Below are 20879 nucleotides of genomic sequence, written 5' to 3'. Positions count from 1 at the left end.
GTCATGCAGATTTCGTCGGCGCCCATGCATGCGCTGCGGTAGGCGTGACCGGCGTTGCCTTCGTCACGACTGATGCCGCGTGCGGCCGTTTCAGCGCGCGTGCAGCAGCGACGGATCGAGCGGCGCGAGCCGGGCAGGATCGAACGGCGAAAGGTCAATCTGTGTTTCGCCCTCGGCGATCAACTGCGCCAGCGCCTCGCCGGTCGCGGGCGCATTGAGAATGCCCCAGACATTGTGTCCGGTCGCAACGTAGAGACCCTCGCTCCGCGGCACCTTGCCGATCAGCGGCAAGCCGTCCTGCGTCACCGGACGGAAGCAGGCCTGCTGCGCGATGATCCTCTCGGGCCGGAACAGCGGCGACAGCCGCTCGCACATCGCTCGCAGGCGGGCGATCGCGTCATCATCGGGCGTCACGGCCGCGGGATCGAGCGGCAGCGGCGCGATGTCGGAAAGCGCCGTGATATGCGTGCTGCCGTCGGCCCGCGGGAAAACCTCGATCGATATCGCGCTGCCGTCGTCCTCACACTCCAGGAACAGCGCATCGGCCGGCACATCGGTGCCGGTGTCGTACACGATGCTCGGGCTGCGCTGACCGTAGACCGCGGGCAGGCTCATCCATTGCGCGGCGAGCAGCGACCATGGTCCCATGGCGATGACGACGGCGTCCGCCTCGATGACGCCGCCCTCGACCTCGACGCCTCTCGCAGTCGTGCCATCCGCATCGCGGGCGATGCCGGTGATGCGGCCGCGGCGAAGCTGCGCGCCTTGGGCGAGCGCGGCGTCCATCACGCACGAGGTGAACTTGCGGGGATGAACGATCGCGGTCGTCTCGCGCGTGCCGATGCGCTGCGCGATGACGACACCGTTGGCGAGCCAGCCGAGCGCCGACGGAAGAGCCCGGCGGGCATCGCCATCGCCAGCAACGAAGCCGCTATAGGCGGTCATGGGGCGATAGCCCCAATCGCCGGCGATCTCCCCCGGCAGTTGCGCATGAAGCGCAAAGCTGCGCCGCGCCAGCGCATCGAGCGGCGTGCCGGCGCACCAGTCGCGCGCGAGGAAGCCGCCGGCCTTGCCCGATGCGGCCGCCGCCACCTCGGTCCGTTCGACGACGATGACGTCGATGCCCCGGCGGCGGAAGAACCACGCGATGCAGGCCCCGATCACGCCGCCGCCGCAGATCACAACGCGCATGGTCTTTTTCCTGGCCCCGGTCAATTCTCGATGGCGCTTTGCGCCCGACCGGAAACAACCTAGCTTGCGTAGCCCCGTTCCAGGGATTGTCGTTGCCGGTACCGGTCGAGCGCCAGATCGACGAGGCGCGTCAACAACTCTCCATAGGGCACGCCCGAGGCTTCCATCATCTTCGGATACATGCTGATCGAGGTGAAGCCGGGCAGGGTATTGATCTCGTTGAAGCAGAACCGGCCGGTCTGCCGATCCAGGAAAAAGTCGACGCGCGCGAAGCCGCTGCACTCGAACGCGGCGAACACCTGGGTGGCGAGTGATCGCACGCGCTCCATCTGCGCCGCGTCGAGCCTCGCAGGAAGGTCAACCCGGGCGCCGTCGGGATCGAGATATTTTGCCTCGTACGAATAGAACTCGTGATGGGCATTGGGGTTCAGCTCGCTGGCGACGCTCGCGAACAGCGTCTCGCCCTCGAGCACCGCGACCTCGATTTCGCGCGCGTCGATGCCCTGTTCGACCAGCACCTTGATGTCGTACCGGAACGCATCGTCGAGCGCCGCGCCGAGCGCATCCCACGTCTTGACCTTGTGAATGCCGACGCTGGAGCCCATGTTGCAGGGCTTGACGAAAACCGGGAGGTTCAGACCCTCGATCGCCTGCGCAAGCGACGAGGACCGGTCCTGAACGAAGGCCTTGCGGGTCAGCACGCGGTAGGGCGCGACCGGAATGCCGGCGAATTCGGCGAGCCGCTTGGCGACATCCTTGTCCATGCTGACGGCGGAGGCGAGAACGCCCGACCCGACATAGGCGACGTCGGCCAGTTCCAGCAATCCCTGCACGGTGCCGTCCTCGCAAAGCGGCCCGTGGATGACCGGAAAAACGACGTCGATCTCAAGCGGGTTCATCGTCCCCGCGGAAATCGGCACGAGAGCGCCGCGTCCATCGGGGCCTCTGGCCAGCCGTATCTCGGGTGCGTCGCGCAAGATTGGCAGAGCCGCCACATGCGCCGGATCGAGCAAACGAAGGTCGTTCCATTGCCAGCGTCCGTCCTTGTCGATGGACACCGGGATCACCTCGAAGCGGGTGCGGTCGAGATGCCTGAACACGGAGGCCGCCGATTTCAGCGAGACCTCATGCTCACCGGACCTGCCGCCATAGAGAACAACGACGCGAATTTTGTCTGCCATGGTCGAATTATCACGCGTCTCATCCGGAAGTCACCTCTGTTGCTCCGGTTGACGCATCGACAGAAGCAATTCGGCGCCGGCGAGGCTCGCCGGCGCCGTGTCGCGATTGAAGGCGTGTGCCGTTCAGCCCGGCCCTGCGCCCTGCGTCGCCGTGTAGACCGCATAGAGCGACTGGCTCGCGGCCATGAACAGGCGGTTGCGCTTGGGGCCGCCGAAGCAGACGTTGCCGCACACTTCCGGCAGGCGGATGCGGCCGAGCAGCTTGCCCTCCGGCGACCACACCGTCACGCCGCTGTAGCCGACCGCGCGGCCGGCATTGCTGGAGGACCAGACGTTGCCGTTGACGTCGCAGCGCAGGCCATCCGGTCCGCACTTCACGCCGTCGATCACGCAGTCGGAGAAGCGCTTAAGGTTCGACAGCTTGTTGTCGGTGCCGACGTCGAACACGAAGATCTCGCCTTTGCCGCCCGCTCCGGTGTCGCCCGGACCCTTGCCGGTCGAGGCGATGTAGAGCTTCTTGTAGTCGGGCGAGAAGCAGAGGCCGTTCGGGTCGGGCACCTGGTCCTCGGTCACGACCAGATCGATGCGGCCCGACGGGTCGATGCGATAGCAATTGGTCGGCAGCTCGCGCTTGCCCGGCACGAAGCCGGCCGGCTGTCCGATCCGCGGATTGAGCTTGCCGCCCGCATTGCTCGGACCGCCCGCGACGTCGGGCTCGCCCTCATAGAGCTGCCCGCCATAGGGCGGATCGGTGAACCAGTAGCTGCCGTCGGGATGCGCGGCGACGTCGTTCGGCGAGTTCAGCCGCTTGCCCTGATAGGACTCGGCGAGCACGGTGGCGGTGCCGTCATGCTCGTAGCGCGTCACCCGCCGCGTCAGGTGCTCGCAGGAGAGCTGCCGGCCCTGGAAGTCGAACGAGTTGCCGTTGGAATTGTTGGATGGCGTGCGGAACACGCTGACGCGGCCGTCGTCCTCGGTCCAGCGCATCTGCCGGTTGTTGGGAATGTCGCTCCACAGGAGATAGCGGCCCTGTGCGCTCCAGGCCGGACCTTCGGCCCATAGCAGGCCGGTATGGAGGCGCTTGATCGCGGTGTTGGGCTGCGCCAGATCGTTGAACGACGGATCGACCGCGATGATGTCGGGGTCCCAGAAATAGGTGGTCGGTGCGCCCTGAGGGCCGAAGTCACGGGGCGGGGTGGTGATCGTGGTCGGTGGGGCGGCCGGCCCGGCCTGGGCCAGCGCGGGGCCGGCTCCGGCCATCGTGGCCGCGGCGCCGAGCGCAAGCCCCTGCACAAGTGTTCGACGTGATAGCGCAGCATCCTGGTCACGCGGCTCGTGGTCACGAGCCTCTTGGCGTGTCATCGCGTCCTCCCGGTTGGTTATGTTCGGCTGGCCGGTTGATCCGGCCGAGCGCGGGGAGGTTAGTCCGGTCCGCGCGCAGTTGCGAGGGGCAGGTTCGCATCCTCCGAGCGATGCCTTGATGAGGCCGCAACATCGCCGCATTACGGCTATGCGACATGCGAGGCGACAATTCGTCCCGCAGTGCGCGGTTGGTCGGAAACGGTTTTAGGGCCTGTCAAGCCTTGACCTCGCGCCCGATGCTGGCAGAAGTCTGTCGGGGCATAAGCCGGAGCTCATTGTGCTAGCCGTCGTCGCATTGGTCATTTTGCTCGGAATCGCATTTGCGGCCGGCTATTTCACCCGCGATCTTGTCTCCCGCAAACGTCGGGCGGAGGCTCGCCGCTGGCGCGAATATACCGAGCCGGGTTGGCTCCGCGCCGCTACGCCTGCCAACACCAACCAAGCTGCGAACACCAATGCACCTGCGCCACCTGCCACCGGCGAACTTGGCCTGATGCTGAATCGCTGGGAAAGCAGGGCCCGCGCCCGCCGCACGGTCTAGCGCAACAAGGTCACCTATACTGACCATCTTTTGGCGTTGCAGTTGCCGCCGTTTCTCGTCTAGAAACGGCGCATCGAGCCTCCCGGCAACCAACCGTCAACGGTTTTGACCGAGGATTTGAGAGCTCAAAAGGGTCTGGCAATGCTGATTCGCGGCCAAATCGATGGGATTTCGGGGGAGGTGGCTCTGGCCGCCGCCACGATCCCGGCCGCGCTGCTGCCCACCCTCCTTGGCGGGCTTCTTCTTAGCTGCCCCTGAGGGCCGGCTGGGCGCCACGCGCCTGGGCGCTCAGGGGTTGGTCGAGCTCACCGGACACCTCAAGCGCCCAGCAGACTGAACGGCGCGAAAGCTCAAAAGGAAATTTGAAATGGCCTCCGTGAACAAGTCCGACAAGGACCGCGTCATCATTTTCGACACCACGTTGCGCGACGGCGAGCAGTGCCCCGGCGCCACCATGACCTTCGAGGAGAAGCTCGAGGTCGCCGAGCTGCTGGACGACATGGGCGTCGACGTGATCGAAGCCGGCTTCCCGATCACCTCCGAAGGCGACTTCCAGGCGGTGAGCGAGATCGCCCGCCGCTCCAAGAATGCGGTCATCGCCGGCCTGTCCCGCGCTCATCCCGCCGACATCGACCGCTGCGCCGAAGCCGTGAAGTTCGCCAAGCGCGGCCGTGTCCACACGGTGATCGCGACCTCGCCGCTGCATATGCGGGTGAAGCTGAACAAGACCCCGGAGCAGGTGATCGAGACCTCGGTCGCCATGGTCGCACGCGCCCGCAACCAGATCGACGACGTCGAATGGTCGGCCGAGGACGGCACCCGCAGCGAGATGGACTTCCTGTGCCGTATCGTCGAGGCCGTGATCAAGGCCGGCGCCACCACGGTGAACATCCCCGACACCGTCGGTTATACGGTGCCGGAGGAATACACCCACTTCATGAAGACGCTGATCGAGCGCGTGCCGAATTCGGACAAGGCCGTGTTCTCCGTGCACTGCCATAACGATCTCGGCATGGCGGTGGCGAACTCGCTGGCCGGCATCGTCGGCGGCGCCCGCCAGGTCGAATGCACCATCAATGGCATCGGCGAGCGTGCCGGCAACGCCGCGCTCGAAGAGATCGTGATGGCGATCAACGTTCGCAACGACAAATTCCCCTACTGGAACAAGATCGACACCACGCAGCTCACCCGCGCCTCGAAGGTGGTGTCGGCGGCGACCTCGTTCCCGGTGCAGTACAACAAGGCCATCGTCGGCCGGAACGCCTTTGCGCATGAGAGCGGTATCCACCAGGACGGCGTGCTGAAGGACGCTTCCACCTACGAGATCATGCGGCCCGAGATGGTCGGCCTGAAGCAGTCCTCGCTGGTGCTCGGCAAGCACTCCGGCCGCCACGCCTTCGTGCACAAGCTGGAGGAGATGGGCTACAAGCTCGGCCCCAACCAGCTGGAAGATGCGTTCACGCGGATGAAGGCGCTCGCCGACCGCAAGAAGGACATCTACGACGAGGACATCGAGGCGCTGGTCGACGAGGAGATGGCGGCTTCGCACGACCGCATCAAGCTGACCTCGCTGACCGTGATCGCCGGCACTCACGGCCCGCAGCGCGCGACCATGAAGCTCGACGTCGACGGCCAGATCAAGATCGAGGAGGCCGAAGGCAACGGTCCGGTGGACGCGGTGTTCAACTGCATCAAGCGCCTGGTGCCGCACGAGGCCAAGCTCGAGCTGTACCAGGTCCACGCTGTCACCGAAGGCACCGACGCGCAGGCCGAAGTCTCGGTGCGGCTGTCGCAGGATGGCCGTTCGATGACCGCGCGCGCGGCGGATCCGGACACGCTGGTGGCCTCGGCCAAGGCCTATCTCGGCGCGCTCAACAAGATCGTCATGAAGCGCCAGCGCGATACGGTGACGACGGCGGCGGCAAGCTGACGCCAGCTTTCAAGGCTAGTCTGCAAGAACGCGGCGCCCCGGCGCCGCGTTTTTCGTTTGACGCATAATCGCGTTCATGCGGGGGTATCGCAACAAATATGTTATTAACATGTCATGTTAACATTCCATTAACCGGCAGCGTCGCGCGCCTTGCCCCGCTGCTGGAGAATTTGGAATGCCCCTTTCTGCTGGTTCGATCGCCTTCACCGGATTCAACGGCGACGGCAACGATAATTTGTCCTTTGTCGCCCTGACCGACATTCCGCAGGGCACCGTCATCAATTTCCCCGACAGCAACTGGAACGGAACGAGCTTCGCCACCGGCAGCAGCTCCGAGAGCACGATCGCCTGGACCGCGACCAGCGCGATTCCCGCCGGCACCGTCATCGACATCAACAACATCGGCAAGGGCACGTTCGGCACCAGCGCCGGCTCGGCGACCTTCACCAACGCCAACAACACCGGCCTGTCCAACGACAGCGAGGTCGTCTACGCCTATATCGGCTCCTCGTCCGCCCCGACTTTCCTCGCAGCGATCTCCAATGTCGGCTATGGGACGTCCGACGGCACGCTGACCGGCACCGGCCTCGTCGCCGGCCAGACCGCGGTCGGCTTCACCGGCGGCCTCGACATCGTCGGCTATAACGGCCCGCGTTCGGGTTTTGCCAGCTTCGCCGACTACCTCGCCGCGATCGGCAACACCGCCAACTGGCAGACCCAGAACGGCAGCGGCGACCAGAGCACGGACGGCACCTCGCCGGACGCGCCGTTCCCGACCACCGCCTTCACCGTGGCGGCTCCCGCCACGCAGACGATCTCGTTCTCGCCGGCGAGCGTGCTGGTTACCGAAGGTGACAGCGGCACCAGGACCATGACCTTCACGGTTCTGCGCACCGGCGGCACCACCGGCGCGATCAGCTTCTCCGGGAGTTTTGCGGCCGGCGGCACCGATGCAGCCGATTACGGCGGCACGCTGCCGGGCCTGGCCTTCAGCGGCACGATCGCCGCCGGCGCGAGCTCGGCGACGGTCACCATCACGATCTCCGGCGACAGCACCGCAGAGCCCGACGAGAGATTCACCTTGACGCTGACCGGCGCCAGCAATCCCGGCGCCGCCGTCACGATCGGCACGGCGACGGCGACCGGCATTATCGCCAATGACGACGGCACCCTGGTCTCCGGCAATTCGTCGAACCCGATCACGCTCGCCAACAACGATCATCTGACCGTGCTCGCCGGCGCGACGCTGTCGGGCTCGACCCCGGTCACCTGGATCGGCGGCAGCACCTCGCCCGGCGCGCTGGTCGACAATTCCGGCACCATCACCGGCACCAGCCGCGCCATCGCCACCAGCGGTTCGACCAGCGGCAGCTTCACCATCAACAACAAGACCGGTGCCACCATCACCGCGACCAAGGACGCGGTGAAGATCTCGAACCTGGTCTCGGGCACCAGCGGCACCTTCACGGTCAACAACGAGGGCACGATCTCCTCGACCGGAACCGGCAGCAGTGCCGGCCAGGCGCTCGATCTCGACGACGTCAATTCGGGCGGCGTGCACACCATCATCAACAATGGGGCCAACGGCGTGATCTCGGCGGCCGATGCCGACGCGATCCGGCCCGGCGCCAACGCCACCATCAACAATTACGGCCAGATCGTCAGCCACAACGGCTCGGCGGCTTCGGACGGCAACGACGCAATCGACTTCCAGTCGGTCAATGGCGGCGGCGTGGTCAACAATTTCGTTGGCGGCGTCATCGACGGCGCGCGCCACGGCATCACCGGCGACCAGCCGATCACCGTCACCAACGACGGCACGATCCTCGGCAGGAGCGGTTCTGGCATCAACATGGACAGCGCTGCCACCACGACGACGGTCGTGACCAACCACGGCACCATCACCGGGACGGCGATCGACGGCGCGGATGCCGACGGCGTCGATGTCGACGGCCTGGTCTCGATCGACAATTTCGGCACGATCAGGGCCGTGGGCCTGACCGGCGCCGCCAACGGCCTCAACGAGGCACTCGCGATCGGCGGTGGTTTCCTCCACAACGAGGCCGGCGGTCTGATCGTCAGCGACCAGCGCGCGATCACGGTCGACGACAGCAATGACGGCAGCGCCTTCGCCGCCATGACCATCATCAACGACGGCACCATCCGCGGCAACAACGGCGAGGCGATCTCGATCGTCGGCACCTTCGCGGACACCGTCAGCAACACCGGCAGCATCTTCGGCAGCGTCGCCACCGACGGCGGCAACGATACGCTCACCAACCTCGGCACCATCACCGGCGACGTCGCGATGGGCGCGGGCGACGACAGCATCGGTCTCGTGATCGGCTCGGTCGTCACCGGCACCATCGATGGCGGCGATGGCGTCGACACGCTCGTACTGTCCGGCAATGGCTCCGGTACGCTGCTCGGCACCGTGATCAATGTCGAGAAGCTCGATGTCCAGAGCGGGATCTGGAGGATCAAGGACGCCGCAGGCTATTCCGAGATCAAGGTCGAGAGCGGCGCGGGCGTCGTCCTGGAAGGCTCCGCCAGCGGAATGGTGGTTGCCGCGGGCGCCCAGCAATCGGTGTATGGCCTGGCTTCGAACTCGGTGATCTCCGGCAACCAGTACATCCAGATCGGCGGCTCGGCCGACGGCACCACGATTAAGGCCGGCGGCGAGCAGGACATCCATGGCGGTGGCATCGCGAGCAACACCACCGTGGACGGCGGCACCCAGGCGGTGTTCGGCGTGGCGATCAACACCGCGATCGCGAATGGTGGCATCCAGCACGTTCACAACAACGCCTTCTGGACCACCCTCAATGCCGGCGGCGAGCAGAATGTCTACATCGACGGCAGCGCGACCGGAACCACGATCAACGCCGGCGGTCTCCAGATCGACTGGGGCTTCACGATCATCACGACGATCAGCGGCGGCAATCAGCACGTGTTCGGCTCGGCGAGCCTGACGACGATCAATTCGGGCGTGCAGACCGTCGAAACCGGCGGCACCGCCAGCGACACGACGATCCACGGCGGCGAGCAGGACGTCTATTCGGGCGGCACCGCGATCAACACCACCATGGATGGCGGCAGCCAGCAGGTCTACGGCACGGTGATCCAGACCACGATCGGCAACGGCGCCGTCCAGTATCTCCACGGCAGCGCCTCGGTCACGACCGTCAATGCCGGCAGCCAGCAGAATGTCTACGCTGACGGCGTGGCGACCGGCACCACGATCAACGCGGGCGGCTACCAGCTCGATTGGGGCGCTGCCAGCGGGACGATCGTCAACGGCGGCGCGCAATATGTGTACGGCAGGGCGACCGGCACGACGGTGCTTTCGGGCACGCAGCACGTGCAGGCCGGCGGCAGCGCCGACGCCACCACGATCGGTGCGGGCGCGCTCGCTTACGTCCACACCGGCGGCACGATCGACGACGTGATCTTTGCCGGTCCCAACGCCGCCCTGGCGCTCGACCAGTCATCGGGCTTCACCGGCACGATCTCCGGCTGGCAGGACCATGACAGCATCGACCTCGGCGACATCCTGTTCAGCGACGGCGTGACCTCGCTCACCTATGCGCAGAACAGCGACAACAGCGGCGGCACCCTGACCGTGTCGGACGGCACGCACACCGCGACCCTGAGCCTGCTCGGCCAGTACAGCGCGGCCGACTTCGCGATCTCGTCGGACGGCCATGGCGGCACCCTCATCACCGATCCCGCGGTGGCGCAGCAGGCGCAGCTCGCGCCGGCGCTGCACGGCTGAGGCTGAGGTTCGCCGCGACGGAACGCCAAGGCCGGGCATGCCCGGCCTTGGATCCGCGCAACCAAGCCCCTCGCGATACTGCATTTTTGCAAGCCGCCCCCTGCTAAGGGGCAATGGCGCCTCAGCCTGCTTCCCTATAAAGCTGCCCTCAAGTCTGGACTGTTAAGTCTCGGGGGCGGGCGGTCCCGCCCCACAAGGACGTGCGGGAGGAAGCATGCGGAAACTCATTCTGGCTGCGGCATCGATTGCGGCTCTGGCCGGGCCGTTGGCACTCACCGGGCCGGCATCGGCCCAGGCGCCGATCATCCTGAAATTCAGCCACGTGGTGGCCACCGACACGCCGAAGGGCAAGGCGTCGGAGAAATTCAAGGAGCTCGCCGAGAAGTACACCGGCGGCAAGGTCAAGGTCGAGATCTACCCGAACTCGACGCTCTACAAGGACAAGGAAGAGCTCGAGGCGCTCCAGCTCGGCAGCGTGCAGATGCTGGCGCCGTCCAACTCCAAGTTCGGCCCGCTCGGCATCCGCGAGTTCGAGGTGTTCGATCTGCCCTACATCCTGCCCGACCTGAAGACGCTGCGGAAGGTGACGGAAGGCCCGCTCGGAGCCAGGCTGCTCAAGCTGCTGGACTCCAAGGGCATCACCGGCCTTGCCTATTGGGACAACGGCTTCAAGCAGATGAGCGCCAACAAAAAGCTGGTGACGCCGGCCGACTATCAGGGCGTCAAGTTCCGCATCCAGTCCTCGCGCGTGCTCCAGGCCCAGTTCAAGGCGCTGAGCGCACTGCCGCAGGTGATGGCGTTCTCGGAAGTCTATCAGGCCCTCCAGACCGGCGTCGTCGACGGCCAGGAGAACACCTGGTCGAACATCTATACCCAGAAGATGCACGAGGTGCAGAAGTACATCACCGAGACCAACCACGGCTACATCGGCTACGTCGTGATCGTGAACAAGAAGTTCTGGGACGATCTGCCGGCCGACATCCGTGATCAGCTCACCAAGGCGATGAAGGAAGCGACCGACTTCAACAACGCGCAGTCGCAGAAGGAGAACGACGACGCGCTGGCCGAGATCAAGAAGAGCGGCAAGAGCGAGATCATCAAGCTCACGGGCGAGCAGGATGAGGCGATGCGCAAGGCGATGGAGCCGGTCTACAAGGACGCCGCAGGCCGCATCGGCCAGCCGCTGATCGACGAGTTCCAGAAGGAAGCCAAGAGCACGACGAACTGATCCGGACAGACACCGATCAGACCGACGATGACCGAAGGCTTCCGTGCGGGTCGCACGGAAGCCTTTTTGTTGCGAATGATTTCCAGTCTGCGACTGGAGGTAAAATCAGGCGTTACATGGTCGTGAGGACGTGCTTCCTGTCCAAGTTGTAAGTTGCGCGTCAGCCGTCCCGCGCTCATCCTCGTGCACCCTTCCAGAGGAGGTCCGTATGAGGAAGTTCACCATCGCTGCCATCGCCGTGCTCAGCATCGCCGGCTCGGGCGCGGTCTATGCCCAGTTTCATCGCCCGTGGATGGAGCACGTCCGCCACTTCCGCATGAACCCGGAAGACCGCGCCGCCTTCGTCGACGCGCGGATCGCCGCCGTCCATGCCGGGCTGAAGCTGAATGCCGACCAGGAGAAGCTGTGGCCGCCGGTCGAGAGCGCCGTGCGTGAGCTCGCCAAGCTGCGCATCGACCGCGCTAATGCGCGGATGGGCGCCGGCCCGGGCGACGCCGACAAGCCGGAGGATCCGGTCGCCCGCCTGCGCCAGCGCGCCGAGGACATGGGCGCGACCTCCGCGGCCCTGAAGAAGATCGCCGATGCCGCCGACCCGCTCTACAAGACCCTCGACGAGGGCCAGAAGCGGCGCCTCGCCGTGCTGACCCGCCACCGTGGCCCGTTCGGGGCCGGCGAGGACGGCCCGCCCCGCCACCACTTCATGGAACGGGGCATGGACCGCATGATGGAGCGCGGCATGGAGCACTTCCACCGTGACCGTTTCGACCGCGATAGCGGCCGGGACCGGGACGGCGAGGGCCGGCTCTGAGCAAGGGCCGGATTTTCCCGGGATTGACCCTGGCGAAGCCGCTGGAATCCGGCGGCTTTTCGCTTTTTGGGCCTTGTGGACGAACCCTTGGAAAACCTTCATCGCATCGCTTGCCATCCTGGGATCGCTTTGCTAAACGACCGGCCTCGCAAGGCTTTGACCGCCTTTCGGGCGCATAGCTCAGTTGGTAGAGCAGCTGACTCTTAATCAGCGGGTCCCAGGTTCGAGCCCTGGTGCGCCCACCATCCCAAGGCCCTGCCGATGCAGGGCTTTTCTATTTCAGTCGGCAGACAAAGCGCGTCCCGTGCGACGCTTTTTCGTGGCCGGCGTCGCACGGTCGGAATGCTGTGCGACTTTTTTCTTTGCTTCTGTATCACCCCATTCGCTAGAGCGCGCAGACGCGATGGTACAGGTCGATTACGCCCCCGTCGTAGAAAGGGATACTAGGGCGAGCAAAACGGCGAACGTGATCGAACACCCTTGTGTTGATCCTTGCCGTCACTCTGTCGCCAGTATCACGCGAGCCAGCTCCGACGGAGTCTCGACAGCCGAGAAGTGGCCGGTGTTCTTGAGCGTCACCATCTGCGCGGCAGGGATCAGCGACCGTGTGCGTTCGCGTTCATCTGGCCGAGACCAATCGCTGTCGCCGTAAATGAGCGTCACGGGTGCCGAGATCTGCCGATAGTAGTCGCGGGCCTTGCTCCAGGAGCGCCAACCTGCCAGCACCTTGCGTGCGACCCGCTTGTATCCCGAGCGGTGAGCTACCTCGTCGAACTCGGCAAGCAAATCGGCCGGCAGCTTGCGTGGGTCGTGATATCCGCCGCCCATGATCTTGCCGAGGACGATCTTGTTTTCGAGCGATGCATTGATCGCGCCGAGCACCGGGATCTGCAAACTTCCGATGATGAAGTTCGCGAACCAATTACCGCGTCGAATACCGTCGCCGTAGCGGGTCTCATAGTCGTAGGAATTGATCGCAAAGACCCGCTTCATCCGCTGCGGAAGCGACGCCGCCACAGTGAGGGCCAATGCCCCGCCGATCGATTCGCCAACGAGAGTCACGTTGGAGAGGTCTAGCTCCTCGATGAAGCGAATGACGGCTCGCCTGAAGTAGGGTTCGTCGAAGTTTGCATTCGGATCGATTGGTGAGTGGCCGTGACCCGGGAGATCAATGGCGTACACCGTGTGCGATCTGGCGAGGAGGGGCGCAAGACTGCGGAAGTACTCGAGCTGCGTCCGGATCGTATGTAAGAGGAGCAGGGGAGGCCCGCTGCCGGTCTTTTGAAAACGGATGCTTAGCTTATCCGCTATCTTCAACAAACTTGGTTTGGCTTCGGTCATGCTGAGCATTCGATCTCTCCGTGCTTTGAGGGCGCACGCTTTCAAGCGGCAGCGACATCGCGAACCTGTTCGGCCGCGGCATTCAAAAGGGCCTGAGCAAGATCGGGGTCGTTGACGACGCGCGATAGCGTCACCGCGCCGACCATCGTTGCGAGAATGGCCATGGCCTTGCCGCGCGAGGCCTCGTCGCCGGTGCCGGCGATAAAGCGCCCGAGCACGTCGAGATGCGCTTTGATTCCCGCTTCGAATTCCGCCTTCACGTCAGGGCCCTGTCGGGCGGCATCTGCGCCGAGTGCCACGATCGGGCAGCCGTCCATCTTTTCTCCGCGATGGTCGCCACTGAGGTAAAACGCGATCACCGCGCCGAGTGGATCGTCAGGATGTGCCGCGGCCGCGTCTGACCATCGGCCGGACGCGCTCTCCAACGCGCGCTTGGACGCCTCTACAGCCAGATCCTCTTTTGATGCGAACTGCTTGTAGAAGGCCCCTTGGGTTAGCCCGGCGCCCTTCATCAGATCCTTGAGGCCGATGCCGTCAAAGCCGCGCTCCCTGAAGAGGCGACTGGCCACATTGATCACGGATTGGCGGTTCTCGGCCGCCTGAGTGCGACTCACTCGCATCGTGGATCTCCATTTGGATTTCGTTCGACTTCTATATTCGATATAGAGTTCGAACGCAATCTATCAACCCTTGGGCCTGGATTTGCAGCGTTTGGAGCAATGGCATTGGGATCACGTTCCCGTTAGCATCCAAAAATAGATTGCGATCGACATCTAAATGGATTATAGAAGTCACATGCAATCTAAAGTCCAGAGGAGACGGGTCATGAAGAGGGGTATTGCGGTGCTGGCCGGTATTTTGGTGCCGGCGGGGGTGGCGACCTTCGTTGCTCTTGCGATTCCCGCCCATGAAGCCTCTGCGGTCAGCGACCCGAGGCAGGAGCCCCCGACGGTCCGTCTGGTGACGGCCGCGCGAGTCGGCGGATCTGAACGCGGTTTCACCGGGACCATCGGCGCCAGGGTGGAAAGCAATCTCGGCTTTCGCGTCGCCGGGAAGATCGTCGAACGGCGCGTGAATGTCGGTGAGCAGGTCAAAGCCGGGCAGCCGCTCATGCGGATCGATGAAACCGATCTCCGCCTTGCGCTCACGGCGAAGCGCAACGCCGTTGCCGCAGCGCGCGCAACTGTCATTCAGACGGATGCGGATGAGCGGCGATACGCCAACCTGGTCAACGACGGATGGACTTCCAAACAGCGCTACGAACAGGCGAAGGCCGCGTCGGACACCGCCAAAGCGCAGCTCGCCGCGGCCGAAGCCGAAGCCGGGGTCGCCGAGAACCAGGCGACATACTCCGTCTTGGTGGCGGATGCGGACGGAACGGTCACCCAAACACTTGGCGAGCCGGGACAAGTGGTCTCCGCCGGCCAAACGGTCGTTCGGCTGGCACAGTCCGGTCCTCGTGAAGCTGTGGTGGCGCTTCCCGAAACAATCCGGCCGACGATTGGTTCGCTCGCTGAGGCGAGCCTGTATGGGAGCGATGGGCGCTTTGCTGCGCATCTCCGGCAGTTGTCGGATTCCGCCGATATCCAGACCCGTACTTACGAGGCCCGCTATGTGCTCGACGGTGAGGCCGCGGCGGCACCGCTTGGCGCGACGGTCACCATTCGGCTTGCGAGCCAGGGGACTCTGCCGGAAGTCCAGGTGCCGCTGGGAGCGGTGCTCGATGACGGCAGAAAGACCGGTGTGTGGGTCTTCGACAGCGGCACCTCGGCCGTACACTTTCAGCCCATCAAGCTTGTGCGTGTGACCAGCGAAAATGCCGTTATCTCCGGGCTGAGCTCAGGTGATCGGGTTGTCTCGCTGGGCGCACACCTCTTGCAGGAGGGCGCTCACGTCAGAACAGCCTCTCAAGACAGGGGCAACTGATGAGATTCAATCTCTCCGCGATCGCAGTCCGTGAACGGGCCGCAACGCTGTTCTTCTTGCTTTTGCTGGCGGCCGCAGGCGCCTACGCCTTCCTCATGCTCGGACGGGCCGAGGATCCCTCCTTCACCATCAAGACCCTGACGGTCACGACCGTGTGGCCGGGTGCGACGGCACGCGAGATGCAGGACCAGGTCGCCGAACCCCTGGAGAAGCGGATTCAGGAGCTGACCTGGTACGACCGGGTGGAGACGACTACACGGCCGGGTTATGCCTACATGACCGTTACGCTGAAGGACAGCACACCACCATCCCTCGTGCAGGAGGAGTTCTACCAGGCCCGCAAGAAGCTCGGGGATGAAGCGCGCAAGCTGCCGTCCGGTGTGCTCGGCCCCTTCGTCAATGACGAATATTCGGACGTGAGCTTCGCCCTCTATGCGCTCAAGGCCAAGGGCATGCCGATGCGGGAGCTCGCCAGGCAAGCCGAGGTCATCCGTCAGGACCTCCTGCACGTATCAGGCGTCAAGAAGATCAACATCCTCGGCGAACGTCCCGAGCAGATCTTCGTCGAGTTTTCCTATCCCAAGCTGGCAACCCTCGGTGTGTCGGCAACGGATATCGTTGCCGCCTTGCAGCGGCAGAACACGATGACACCGGCAGGCTCGATCGACACCAAGGGGCCGCAGGTTTTCATCCGGGTCGAGGGGGCCTATGACAGCGTCCAGGCGATCGCCGACACACCGATCGTCGCTGCCGGGCGCACGCTGAAACTCTCTGACATCGCCAAAGTCCGTCGCGGTTACGAGGATCCGCCCACCTACCTCATCCGGCACCAGGGCGAGCCCACCATCATGCTCGCGGCGGTCATGCAGGAGGGCTGGAATGGTCTCGCGCTCGGCAAGGCGCTGGAGGAGAGGTCCGCAGCGATCTCCCGGACACTGCCGCTCGGGATGACCCTGGCCAAGGTCAGCGATCAGGCCGTCAACATCACCTCGGCGGTCGACGAATTCATGATGAAGTTTGCGATGGCGCTCGGTGTGGTGCTGCTGGTGAGCCTGCTCAGCCTGGGCTGGCGCGTCGGCATCGTCGTCGCGGCTGCCGTCCCTCTGACGCTCGCTGTCGTGTTCCTGATCATGCTGGAGACCGGCCGGTTCTTCGACCGTATCACGCTCGGCGCCCTCATCCTGGCGCTTGGCCTTCTCGTGGACGACGCCATCATCGCGATCGAGGTGATGGTGGTGAAGATGGAAGAGGGCATGGACCGCATCTCAGCGGCAGCCTATGCGTGGAGCCACACTGCGGCACCGATGCTGTCGGGAACACTCGTGACGATCGCAGGCTTCCTGCCCGTGGGCTTCGCGCGCTCGACCGCCGGCGAATACGCCGGCAACATCTTCTGGGTCGTGGGATTCGCTCTCATCGTCTCCTGGATCGTCGCGGTGGTCTTCACGCCCTATCTCGGCGTCAAGATGCTGCCCGCGATCAAGCCGATCGAAGGCGGTCACCACGCGATTTACGGTACGCCAAACTATCGGCGCCTGCGCGCGCTCATTACCTTCGCCGTGCGCCACAAGTTCGTGACCTGCGGCATCGTCGCCATCGCTTTCGCGCTTTCCGTCGCCGGCATGGGTGGCGTCAAGCAGCAGTTCTTCCCGACCTCCGACCGCCCGGAAGTGCTGGTGGAGGTTCGTCTGCCGGAAGGCACCAGCATCGAGACGACGACTGCCACCGTCGCAAAGCTCGAACGCTGGCTGGACGGTCAGTCGGAGGCCAAGATCGTCACGAGCTATGTCGGACAGGGCGCTCCCCGCTTCTTCTTCGCGATGGCGCCGGAACTGCCTGACCCGGCCTTCGCCAAGATCGTCGTGCTGACGCCGGATGCGGAAGCGCGCGAGGAATTGAAGCACCGGCTCCGACAGGCGGTATCACAGGGGCTTGCGCCTGAGGCCAATGTGCGCGTCACGCAGCTTGTGTTCGGACCCTACACGCCATTCCCGGTCGAGTTTCGGGTCATGGGTCCTGATCCCGCGGAATTGTACGCCATCTCTGAAAAAGCGCTCGGTATCATGCGTGGCGTTCCCGATGCGCGCCAGGCGAATCGCGATTGGGGTAATCGCACGCCCGTGCTCCGCTTCATTCCGGATCAGGACCGACTGAACCTCATCGGCCTTTCGCCGGCGGAGGTGGGCCGGCAACTCCAGTTCCTGCTCACGGGCATCACCGTGACGCAGGTCCGCGAGGACATCCGCAATGTTCCCATCGTGGCGCGCAGCGCCGGCGGCGAACGGCTGGATCCGTCGCGTCTCGCGGATTTCTCATTGATGAGCCGGGACGGCCGCGCCATTCCGCTCGACCAGGTCGGTCATTCGGAAGTCCAGCTTGAAGAGCCGATCATGAAGCGCCGCGATCGCACTCCGGTCGTCACGATTCGCTCGGACATTAATGAGGCGACCCAGCCTCCGGAGGTCTCCAAGGACATCAAGACGGCCCTTCAGCCGCTGATCGCATCTCTTCCGGCCGGTTATCGCATCGAGCTGGGCGGATCGATCGAGGAGGCAACCAAAGCCAACGACGCGTTGGCGACGATCTTTCCAGTCATGATTGCCGCAATGCTGATCGTCATCATGCTCCAGGTGCGGTCCTTCTCGATGATGGCCATGGTCGTGTTGACCGGACCACTTGGCCTCGTCGGCGTCGTGCCGACGTTGCTGACCTTCCACCAGCCCTTCGGATTCAACGCCATTCTGGGCCTGATAGGACTGGCGGGCATCCTGATGCGCAACACTCTAATCTTGACCGACCAGATCAAGGAGAACCTTGCCGCCGGCCTTGATGAATATCACGCCGTCATCGAGGCCACCGTACAACGCACGAGGCCCGTGATCCTCACCGCATTGGCTGCGGTGCTGGCTTTCATTCCCCTCACGCATTCCGTCTTCTGGGGATCGATGGCCTATACGCTGATCGGTGGCACCGCGGTCGGAACGGTCCTCATTCTGCTGTTCCTTCCTGCGCTTTATGCCGCGTGGTTTCGGATCAAGCCGACCGCAGATGATATGCACGAGGTTTCGCGCGAGAAGCCGGAATTGCGACCAGCATTGGCTGCCGAATGAACTTGGCATGAGCCCGGCGAATATCTACCAGCGCGTACGATGATCGTGCGACGAATGCTCGTCTCCGGCGGGATAAGCACGGTGGTGCGACCGGCAAGTCATTGATTGTTCTCAACCCGTAGCTGACTCTTAATCAGCGGGTCCCAGGTTCGAGCCCTGGTGCGCCCACCAAGCTTTTCAATAGCTTAGGGGTTTCTCGCGGTTGTCATTCCGACAAGCTGCCGAAGGCCATTCCGACAAACCGGCTGCCTTTGTTCTTTCCTCTTGCCGTTTCTTCGTGCCCGAAATTAGCTGTTTCCGCGTACGCTTTGCATAGGTCGGCAAACTGCCGCGATGACCAGTGTCGGCCTGCGGCACGCAGCTCAGCGTCGGTCAGATCGCTGTCGGCGCCTCGGTGAAGCCTCCGGGCGCACCATAAGCCCACAACGCATACCGTTGTCGGCGCGGCCTCCACGCTGGGGATCGGGATAGGGCATGTACTTTCTGTTGGTGATAACGAGAGAACGCGGGTCGGTGTCGACAATCCGAGCAAGCAACGGTAGGCGATTTCGGTGCCGGCTGATCGCGGCGACGTGTAGTGATCAACCCCCGCCCGGTTCGCTACGTTATCGGTAGCGAGCCAAAGACGTTCATGGGAAAGCAAGCCGGGAAAAAAATAAATCGTGGGTTTCTTCGAGCGTCTAAAGATAGAAGCATCCGGCGAGTGGCGGGACTATACAGAGCATCCCTTCACGAACGGGCTGGCGGACGGCTCGCTTCCCGAAGCGGCGTTTCGTCACTACCTTGCTCAAGACTATCTATTCCTTGTCGAGTTTGCTCGCGCTTACGCGCTCTTGGTCTACAAGTCGCCCAAACTTGCCGACATGCGTGAAGCGGCGGCCGGCCTCTCGGCTATTCTTGACGTAGAGATGAACCTGCATGTGAAGCTCTGTGCCGGTTGGGGTCTTTCCGCGAGCGACCTTGAGCAAACCTCTCCCGCCGTCGAGATGCTGGCCTACACACGCTACGTGCTCGACGCGGGAATGCGCGGTGATCTGCTGGCACTCAAGGTGGCACTTGCCCCCTGCGTGATCGGCTACGCGGAGATCGCAACGCGGCTCGCCTCGCACCCCGATGCGAACGCTGCGAAAAACCCCTATCACTTTTGGATCGCCGAGTACGCTGGTGTCCCATACCAGGAGGTCGCGACGAAAGCACGGGCGCACCTGGAGCATCTCGCCAATCTCTACGCCACGCCGGCCCGCGAGGCAGAGCTGATTGCGATCTTCAAGGAAGCCACCCGACTCGAGGCGGACTTCTGGGAGATGGGATGGCGCGTGGGCCAGCCTGTTGAATAGCCCTCGGCAATTATCAGGACTCGAACCTGCAACTAGACCGTTATGAGCGGCGCGCGGAAAGCGGCAGGCCGGTGTCGGCGCGGATCGGCAAGGAGCATCCGAAATATGGCGGGTGGCGGCTGTGCAGCGGCAATGACGCCGGTGCTAACCACCCCATCCCGCATACGGATTATGACCCGGTTCTGGTTGATCATCGTAGTGCGGAGTCTGCCGAGCGCGGGCCGGCGGTGCCGGTGAATAGGCCCAAGCCGCAGCGGGCCCTGTCGTCGAACGGTGGGTAGAATGAACAGCTGCATGCTGCCGATGGACCTGGGCTGCCATAGCAGCGCTGACAGGTGCACACAGAAAAATCAAAAGGCTCAGAACCAGACCTGACCGCATGGCAATCCCTCCGATGGACCTACAATCACCAGTCAAGTGAGAGCAGGTCCAGGCGCTCGCAATCCGCCACACCTTCATGGCCGGTAACATCCGCGGCATCACGCGCGGTTAGCAGCCGAATTCGGGCGAATCTGCAAACCCGTCTTGCGGCGAACCTCAGTGCTATCTGTGGGAAGTGAAATCGAGCCGGTTTTCAGCTAAATCAGTTCGATCGACTTGATATCGGGTGGTTTCGATCGGTTCTGCCATTGTGGTAGAGCGAACGTCCCCCTATTGCACGTCGAAAGCCCGTCAGGCTCGAAAGAACTGACGGGCTTGCCGATCGCGAGATCCTGGCAACAGATGCTCACGGCGCCGTCCGCCTTCGCGGCGGCACCGTCGCGGTCACCAGTCCGACGCTGCGTCATTGTAGCCGTCGCGATATCCGGAAGAGTAGCCATAGCCGGACTCATAGCTGTAGCCGGAATAATAAGGCGCCTCGTAATACCTGTAGACGCGAACCCGCGGCCGGTAGACCGGGGTGTCATCATAGACATAGACAGGGGCCCGATGCGAATTCGCGACGGCGCTCCCGGCGAGCGCGCCGACTGCGAGGCCGCCAATGATCCCCGCTGCGATTGCGCCATCGCCCGCCTGCGCACGTGATGTCGACAACGAGGCGACAACGATCACCGCCGCGGCTGCGATCAATACTGGCTTCTTCATGTGAACTCCTCTTCTTGAAGGCGACGTTAGCCGCGCTGGGAACGCTAGGCATGGAGCATTGCC

The 20879-nt window shown here is 63.9% G+C and carries 14 protein-coding genes and 2 tRNA genes; 10 read left to right on the top strand and 6 right to left on the bottom strand.

Annotated elements, in window-relative coordinates:
• Window positions 1-90 precede the first annotated feature (90 nt).
• The 3 genes from GPL20_RS02655 to GPL20_RS02645 all read right to left on the bottom strand — a co-directional run bounded on the left by GPL20_RS02655 (window position 91) and on the right by GPL20_RS02645 (window position 3734).
• Window positions 91-1191 carry an NAD(P)/FAD-dependent oxidoreductase gene (locus GPL20_RS02655; RefSeq protein WP_157327371.1) on the bottom strand — a complete coding sequence of 367 codons (1101 nt, stop codon included), beginning with the start codon at window positions 1189-1191 and terminating at the stop codon, window positions 91-93.
• 59 nt (window positions 1192-1250) lie between these two features.
• A complete protein-coding gene (locus tag GPL20_RS02650; protein WP_157327369.1) occupies window positions 1251-2372 on the bottom strand; it encodes a D-alanine--D-alanine ligase family protein in 1122 nt (373 codons plus the stop codon).
• A gap of 123 nt (window positions 2373-2495) precedes the next feature.
• The gene (locus GPL20_RS02645; RefSeq protein ID WP_157327367.1) at window positions 2496-3734 is read right to left on the bottom strand and encodes an SMP-30/gluconolactonase/LRE family protein; all 1239 of its coding nucleotides are present in this window, start codon (window positions 3732-3734) and stop codon (window positions 2496-2498) included.
• Window positions 3735-4011: 277 nt separating this feature from the next.
• Between GPL20_RS02645 and GPL20_RS02640 the strand changes: the two genes are divergently transcribed.
• The 6 genes from GPL20_RS02640 (at window position 4012) to GPL20_RS02615 (ending at window position 12261) form a co-directional block, all read left to right on the top strand.
• Window positions 4012-4275, top strand: coding sequence for a hypothetical protein (locus tag GPL20_RS02640; RefSeq protein ID WP_254125368.1), 264 nt, complete (start codon window positions 4012-4014; stop codon window positions 4273-4275).
• A gap of 367 nt (window positions 4276-4642) precedes the next feature.
• Entirely contained in the window at window positions 4643-6205 is a 1563-nt protein-coding gene (locus GPL20_RS02635) for a 2-isopropylmalate synthase (RefSeq protein ID WP_157327365.1), read from the top strand.
• Between the two features lie 175 nt (window positions 6206-6380).
• Window positions 6381-9980, top strand: coding sequence for a beta strand repeat-containing protein (locus tag GPL20_RS02630; protein WP_157327363.1), 3600 nt, complete (start codon window positions 6381-6383; stop codon window positions 9978-9980).
• A 214-nt stretch (window positions 9981-10194) separates the two neighbouring features.
• On the top strand, window positions 10195-11208 hold the full coding sequence (locus GPL20_RS02625; protein WP_157327361.1) for a TRAP transporter substrate-binding protein: 1014 nt from the start codon (window positions 10195-10197) through the stop codon (window positions 11206-11208).
• Between the two features lie 208 nt (window positions 11209-11416).
• Window positions 11417-12016 (top strand): Spy/CpxP family protein refolding chaperone, encoded by a 600-nt coding sequence (locus GPL20_RS02620; protein WP_157327359.1) that lies wholly within the window; start codon window positions 11417-11419, stop codon window positions 12014-12016.
• A 169-nt stretch (window positions 12017-12185) separates the two neighbouring features.
• Window positions 12186-12261: transfer RNA gene (locus tag GPL20_RS02615), tRNA-Lys, on the top strand.
• Between the two features lie 253 nt (window positions 12262-12514).
• Here GPL20_RS02615 and GPL20_RS02610 read toward each other — a convergent pair.
• On the bottom strand, window positions 12515-13366 hold the full coding sequence (locus tag GPL20_RS02610; protein WP_157327357.1) for an alpha/beta fold hydrolase: 852 nt from the start codon (window positions 13364-13366) through the stop codon (window positions 12515-12517).
• A gap of 32 nt (window positions 13367-13398) precedes the next feature.
• On the bottom strand, window positions 13399-13977 hold the full coding sequence (locus GPL20_RS02605) for a TetR/AcrR family transcriptional regulator (RefSeq protein ID WP_157327355.1): 579 nt from the start codon (window positions 13975-13977) through the stop codon (window positions 13399-13401).
• Window positions 13978-14182: 205 nt separating this feature from the next.
• On the opposite strand from GPL20_RS02605, the gene GPL20_RS02600 reads away from it, so the two are divergent.
• From GPL20_RS02600 to tenA, 4 genes are all read left to right on the top strand, one after another.
• Entirely contained in the window at window positions 14183-15283 is a 1101-nt protein-coding gene (locus tag GPL20_RS02600; RefSeq protein WP_157327353.1) for an efflux RND transporter periplasmic adaptor subunit, read from the top strand.
• Window positions 15283-18393: an efflux RND transporter permease subunit gene (locus GPL20_RS02595; RefSeq protein ID WP_157327351.1), complete on the top strand. Its 3111-nt coding sequence runs from the start codon at window positions 15283-15285 to the stop codon at window positions 18391-18393. Before GPL20_RS02600 ends, GPL20_RS02595 begins: the two co-directional genes overlap by 1 nt.
• Window positions 18394-18462: 69 nt before the next feature.
• Window positions 18463-18564 (top strand) — tRNA-Ser (locus tag GPL20_RS02590).
• Between the two features lie 491 nt (window positions 18565-19055).
• Complete coding sequence (tenA, locus tag GPL20_RS02585) at window positions 19056-19730, top strand: thiaminase II (protein WP_254125363.1); 675 nt, start codon at window positions 19056-19058, stop codon at window positions 19728-19730.
• A gap of 765 nt (window positions 19731-20495) precedes the next feature.
• Here tenA and GPL20_RS02580 read toward each other — a convergent pair.
• The gene (locus GPL20_RS02580) at window positions 20496-20816 is read right to left on the bottom strand and encodes a hypothetical protein (RefSeq protein ID WP_157327349.1); all 321 of its coding nucleotides are present in this window, start codon (window positions 20814-20816) and stop codon (window positions 20496-20498) included.
• Window positions 20817-20879: the final 63 nt, after the last annotated feature.

Source organism: Bradyrhizobium cajani, from assembly GCF_009759665.1.
In the GTDB taxonomy this organism is placed as follows: Bacteria; Pseudomonadota; Alphaproteobacteria; order Rhizobiales; family Xanthobacteraceae; genus Bradyrhizobium; species Bradyrhizobium cajani.
Note: the sequence above shows the minus strand (reverse complement) of the source record. Positions and strands in the feature narration are given on the sequence as shown.

Coding starts and splice junctions, on each gene's coding strand:
- GPL20_RS02655 (WP_157327371.1), bottom strand. CDS start 1,191: ATGCGCGTTGTGATCTGCGGCGGCGGCGTGATCGGGGCCTGCATCGCG.
- GPL20_RS02650 (WP_157327369.1), bottom strand. CDS start 2,372: ATGGCAGACAAAATTCGCGTCGTTGTTCTCTATGGCGGCAGGTCCGGT.
- GPL20_RS02645 (WP_157327367.1), bottom strand. CDS start 3,734: ATGACACGCCAAGAGGCTCGTGACCACGAGCCGCGTGACCAGGATGCT.
- GPL20_RS02635 (WP_157327365.1), top strand. CDS start 4,643: ATGGCCTCCGTGAACAAGTCCGACAAGGACCGCGTCATCATTTTCGAC.
- GPL20_RS02630 (WP_157327363.1), top strand. CDS start 6,381: ATGCCCCTTTCTGCTGGTTCGATCGCCTTCACCGGATTCAACGGCGAC.
- GPL20_RS02625 (WP_157327361.1), top strand. CDS start 10,195: ATGCGGAAACTCATTCTGGCTGCGGCATCGATTGCGGCTCTGGCCGGG.
- GPL20_RS02620 (WP_157327359.1), top strand. CDS start 11,417: ATGAGGAAGTTCACCATCGCTGCCATCGCCGTGCTCAGCATCGCCGGC.
- GPL20_RS02610 (WP_157327357.1), bottom strand. CDS start 13,366: ATGCTCAGCATGACCGAAGCCAAACCAAGTTTGTTGAAGATAGCGGAT.
- GPL20_RS02605 (WP_157327355.1), bottom strand. CDS start 13,977: ATGCGAGTGAGTCGCACTCAGGCGGCCGAGAACCGCCAATCCGTGATC.
- GPL20_RS02600 (WP_157327353.1), top strand. CDS start 14,183: ATGAAGAGGGGTATTGCGGTGCTGGCCGGTATTTTGGTGCCGGCGGGG.
- GPL20_RS02595 (WP_157327351.1), top strand. CDS start 15,283: ATGAGATTCAATCTCTCCGCGATCGCAGTCCGTGAACGGGCCGCAACG.
- GPL20_RS02580 (WP_157327349.1), bottom strand. CDS start 20,816: ATGAAGAAGCCAGTATTGATCGCAGCCGCGGCGGTGATCGTTGTCGCC.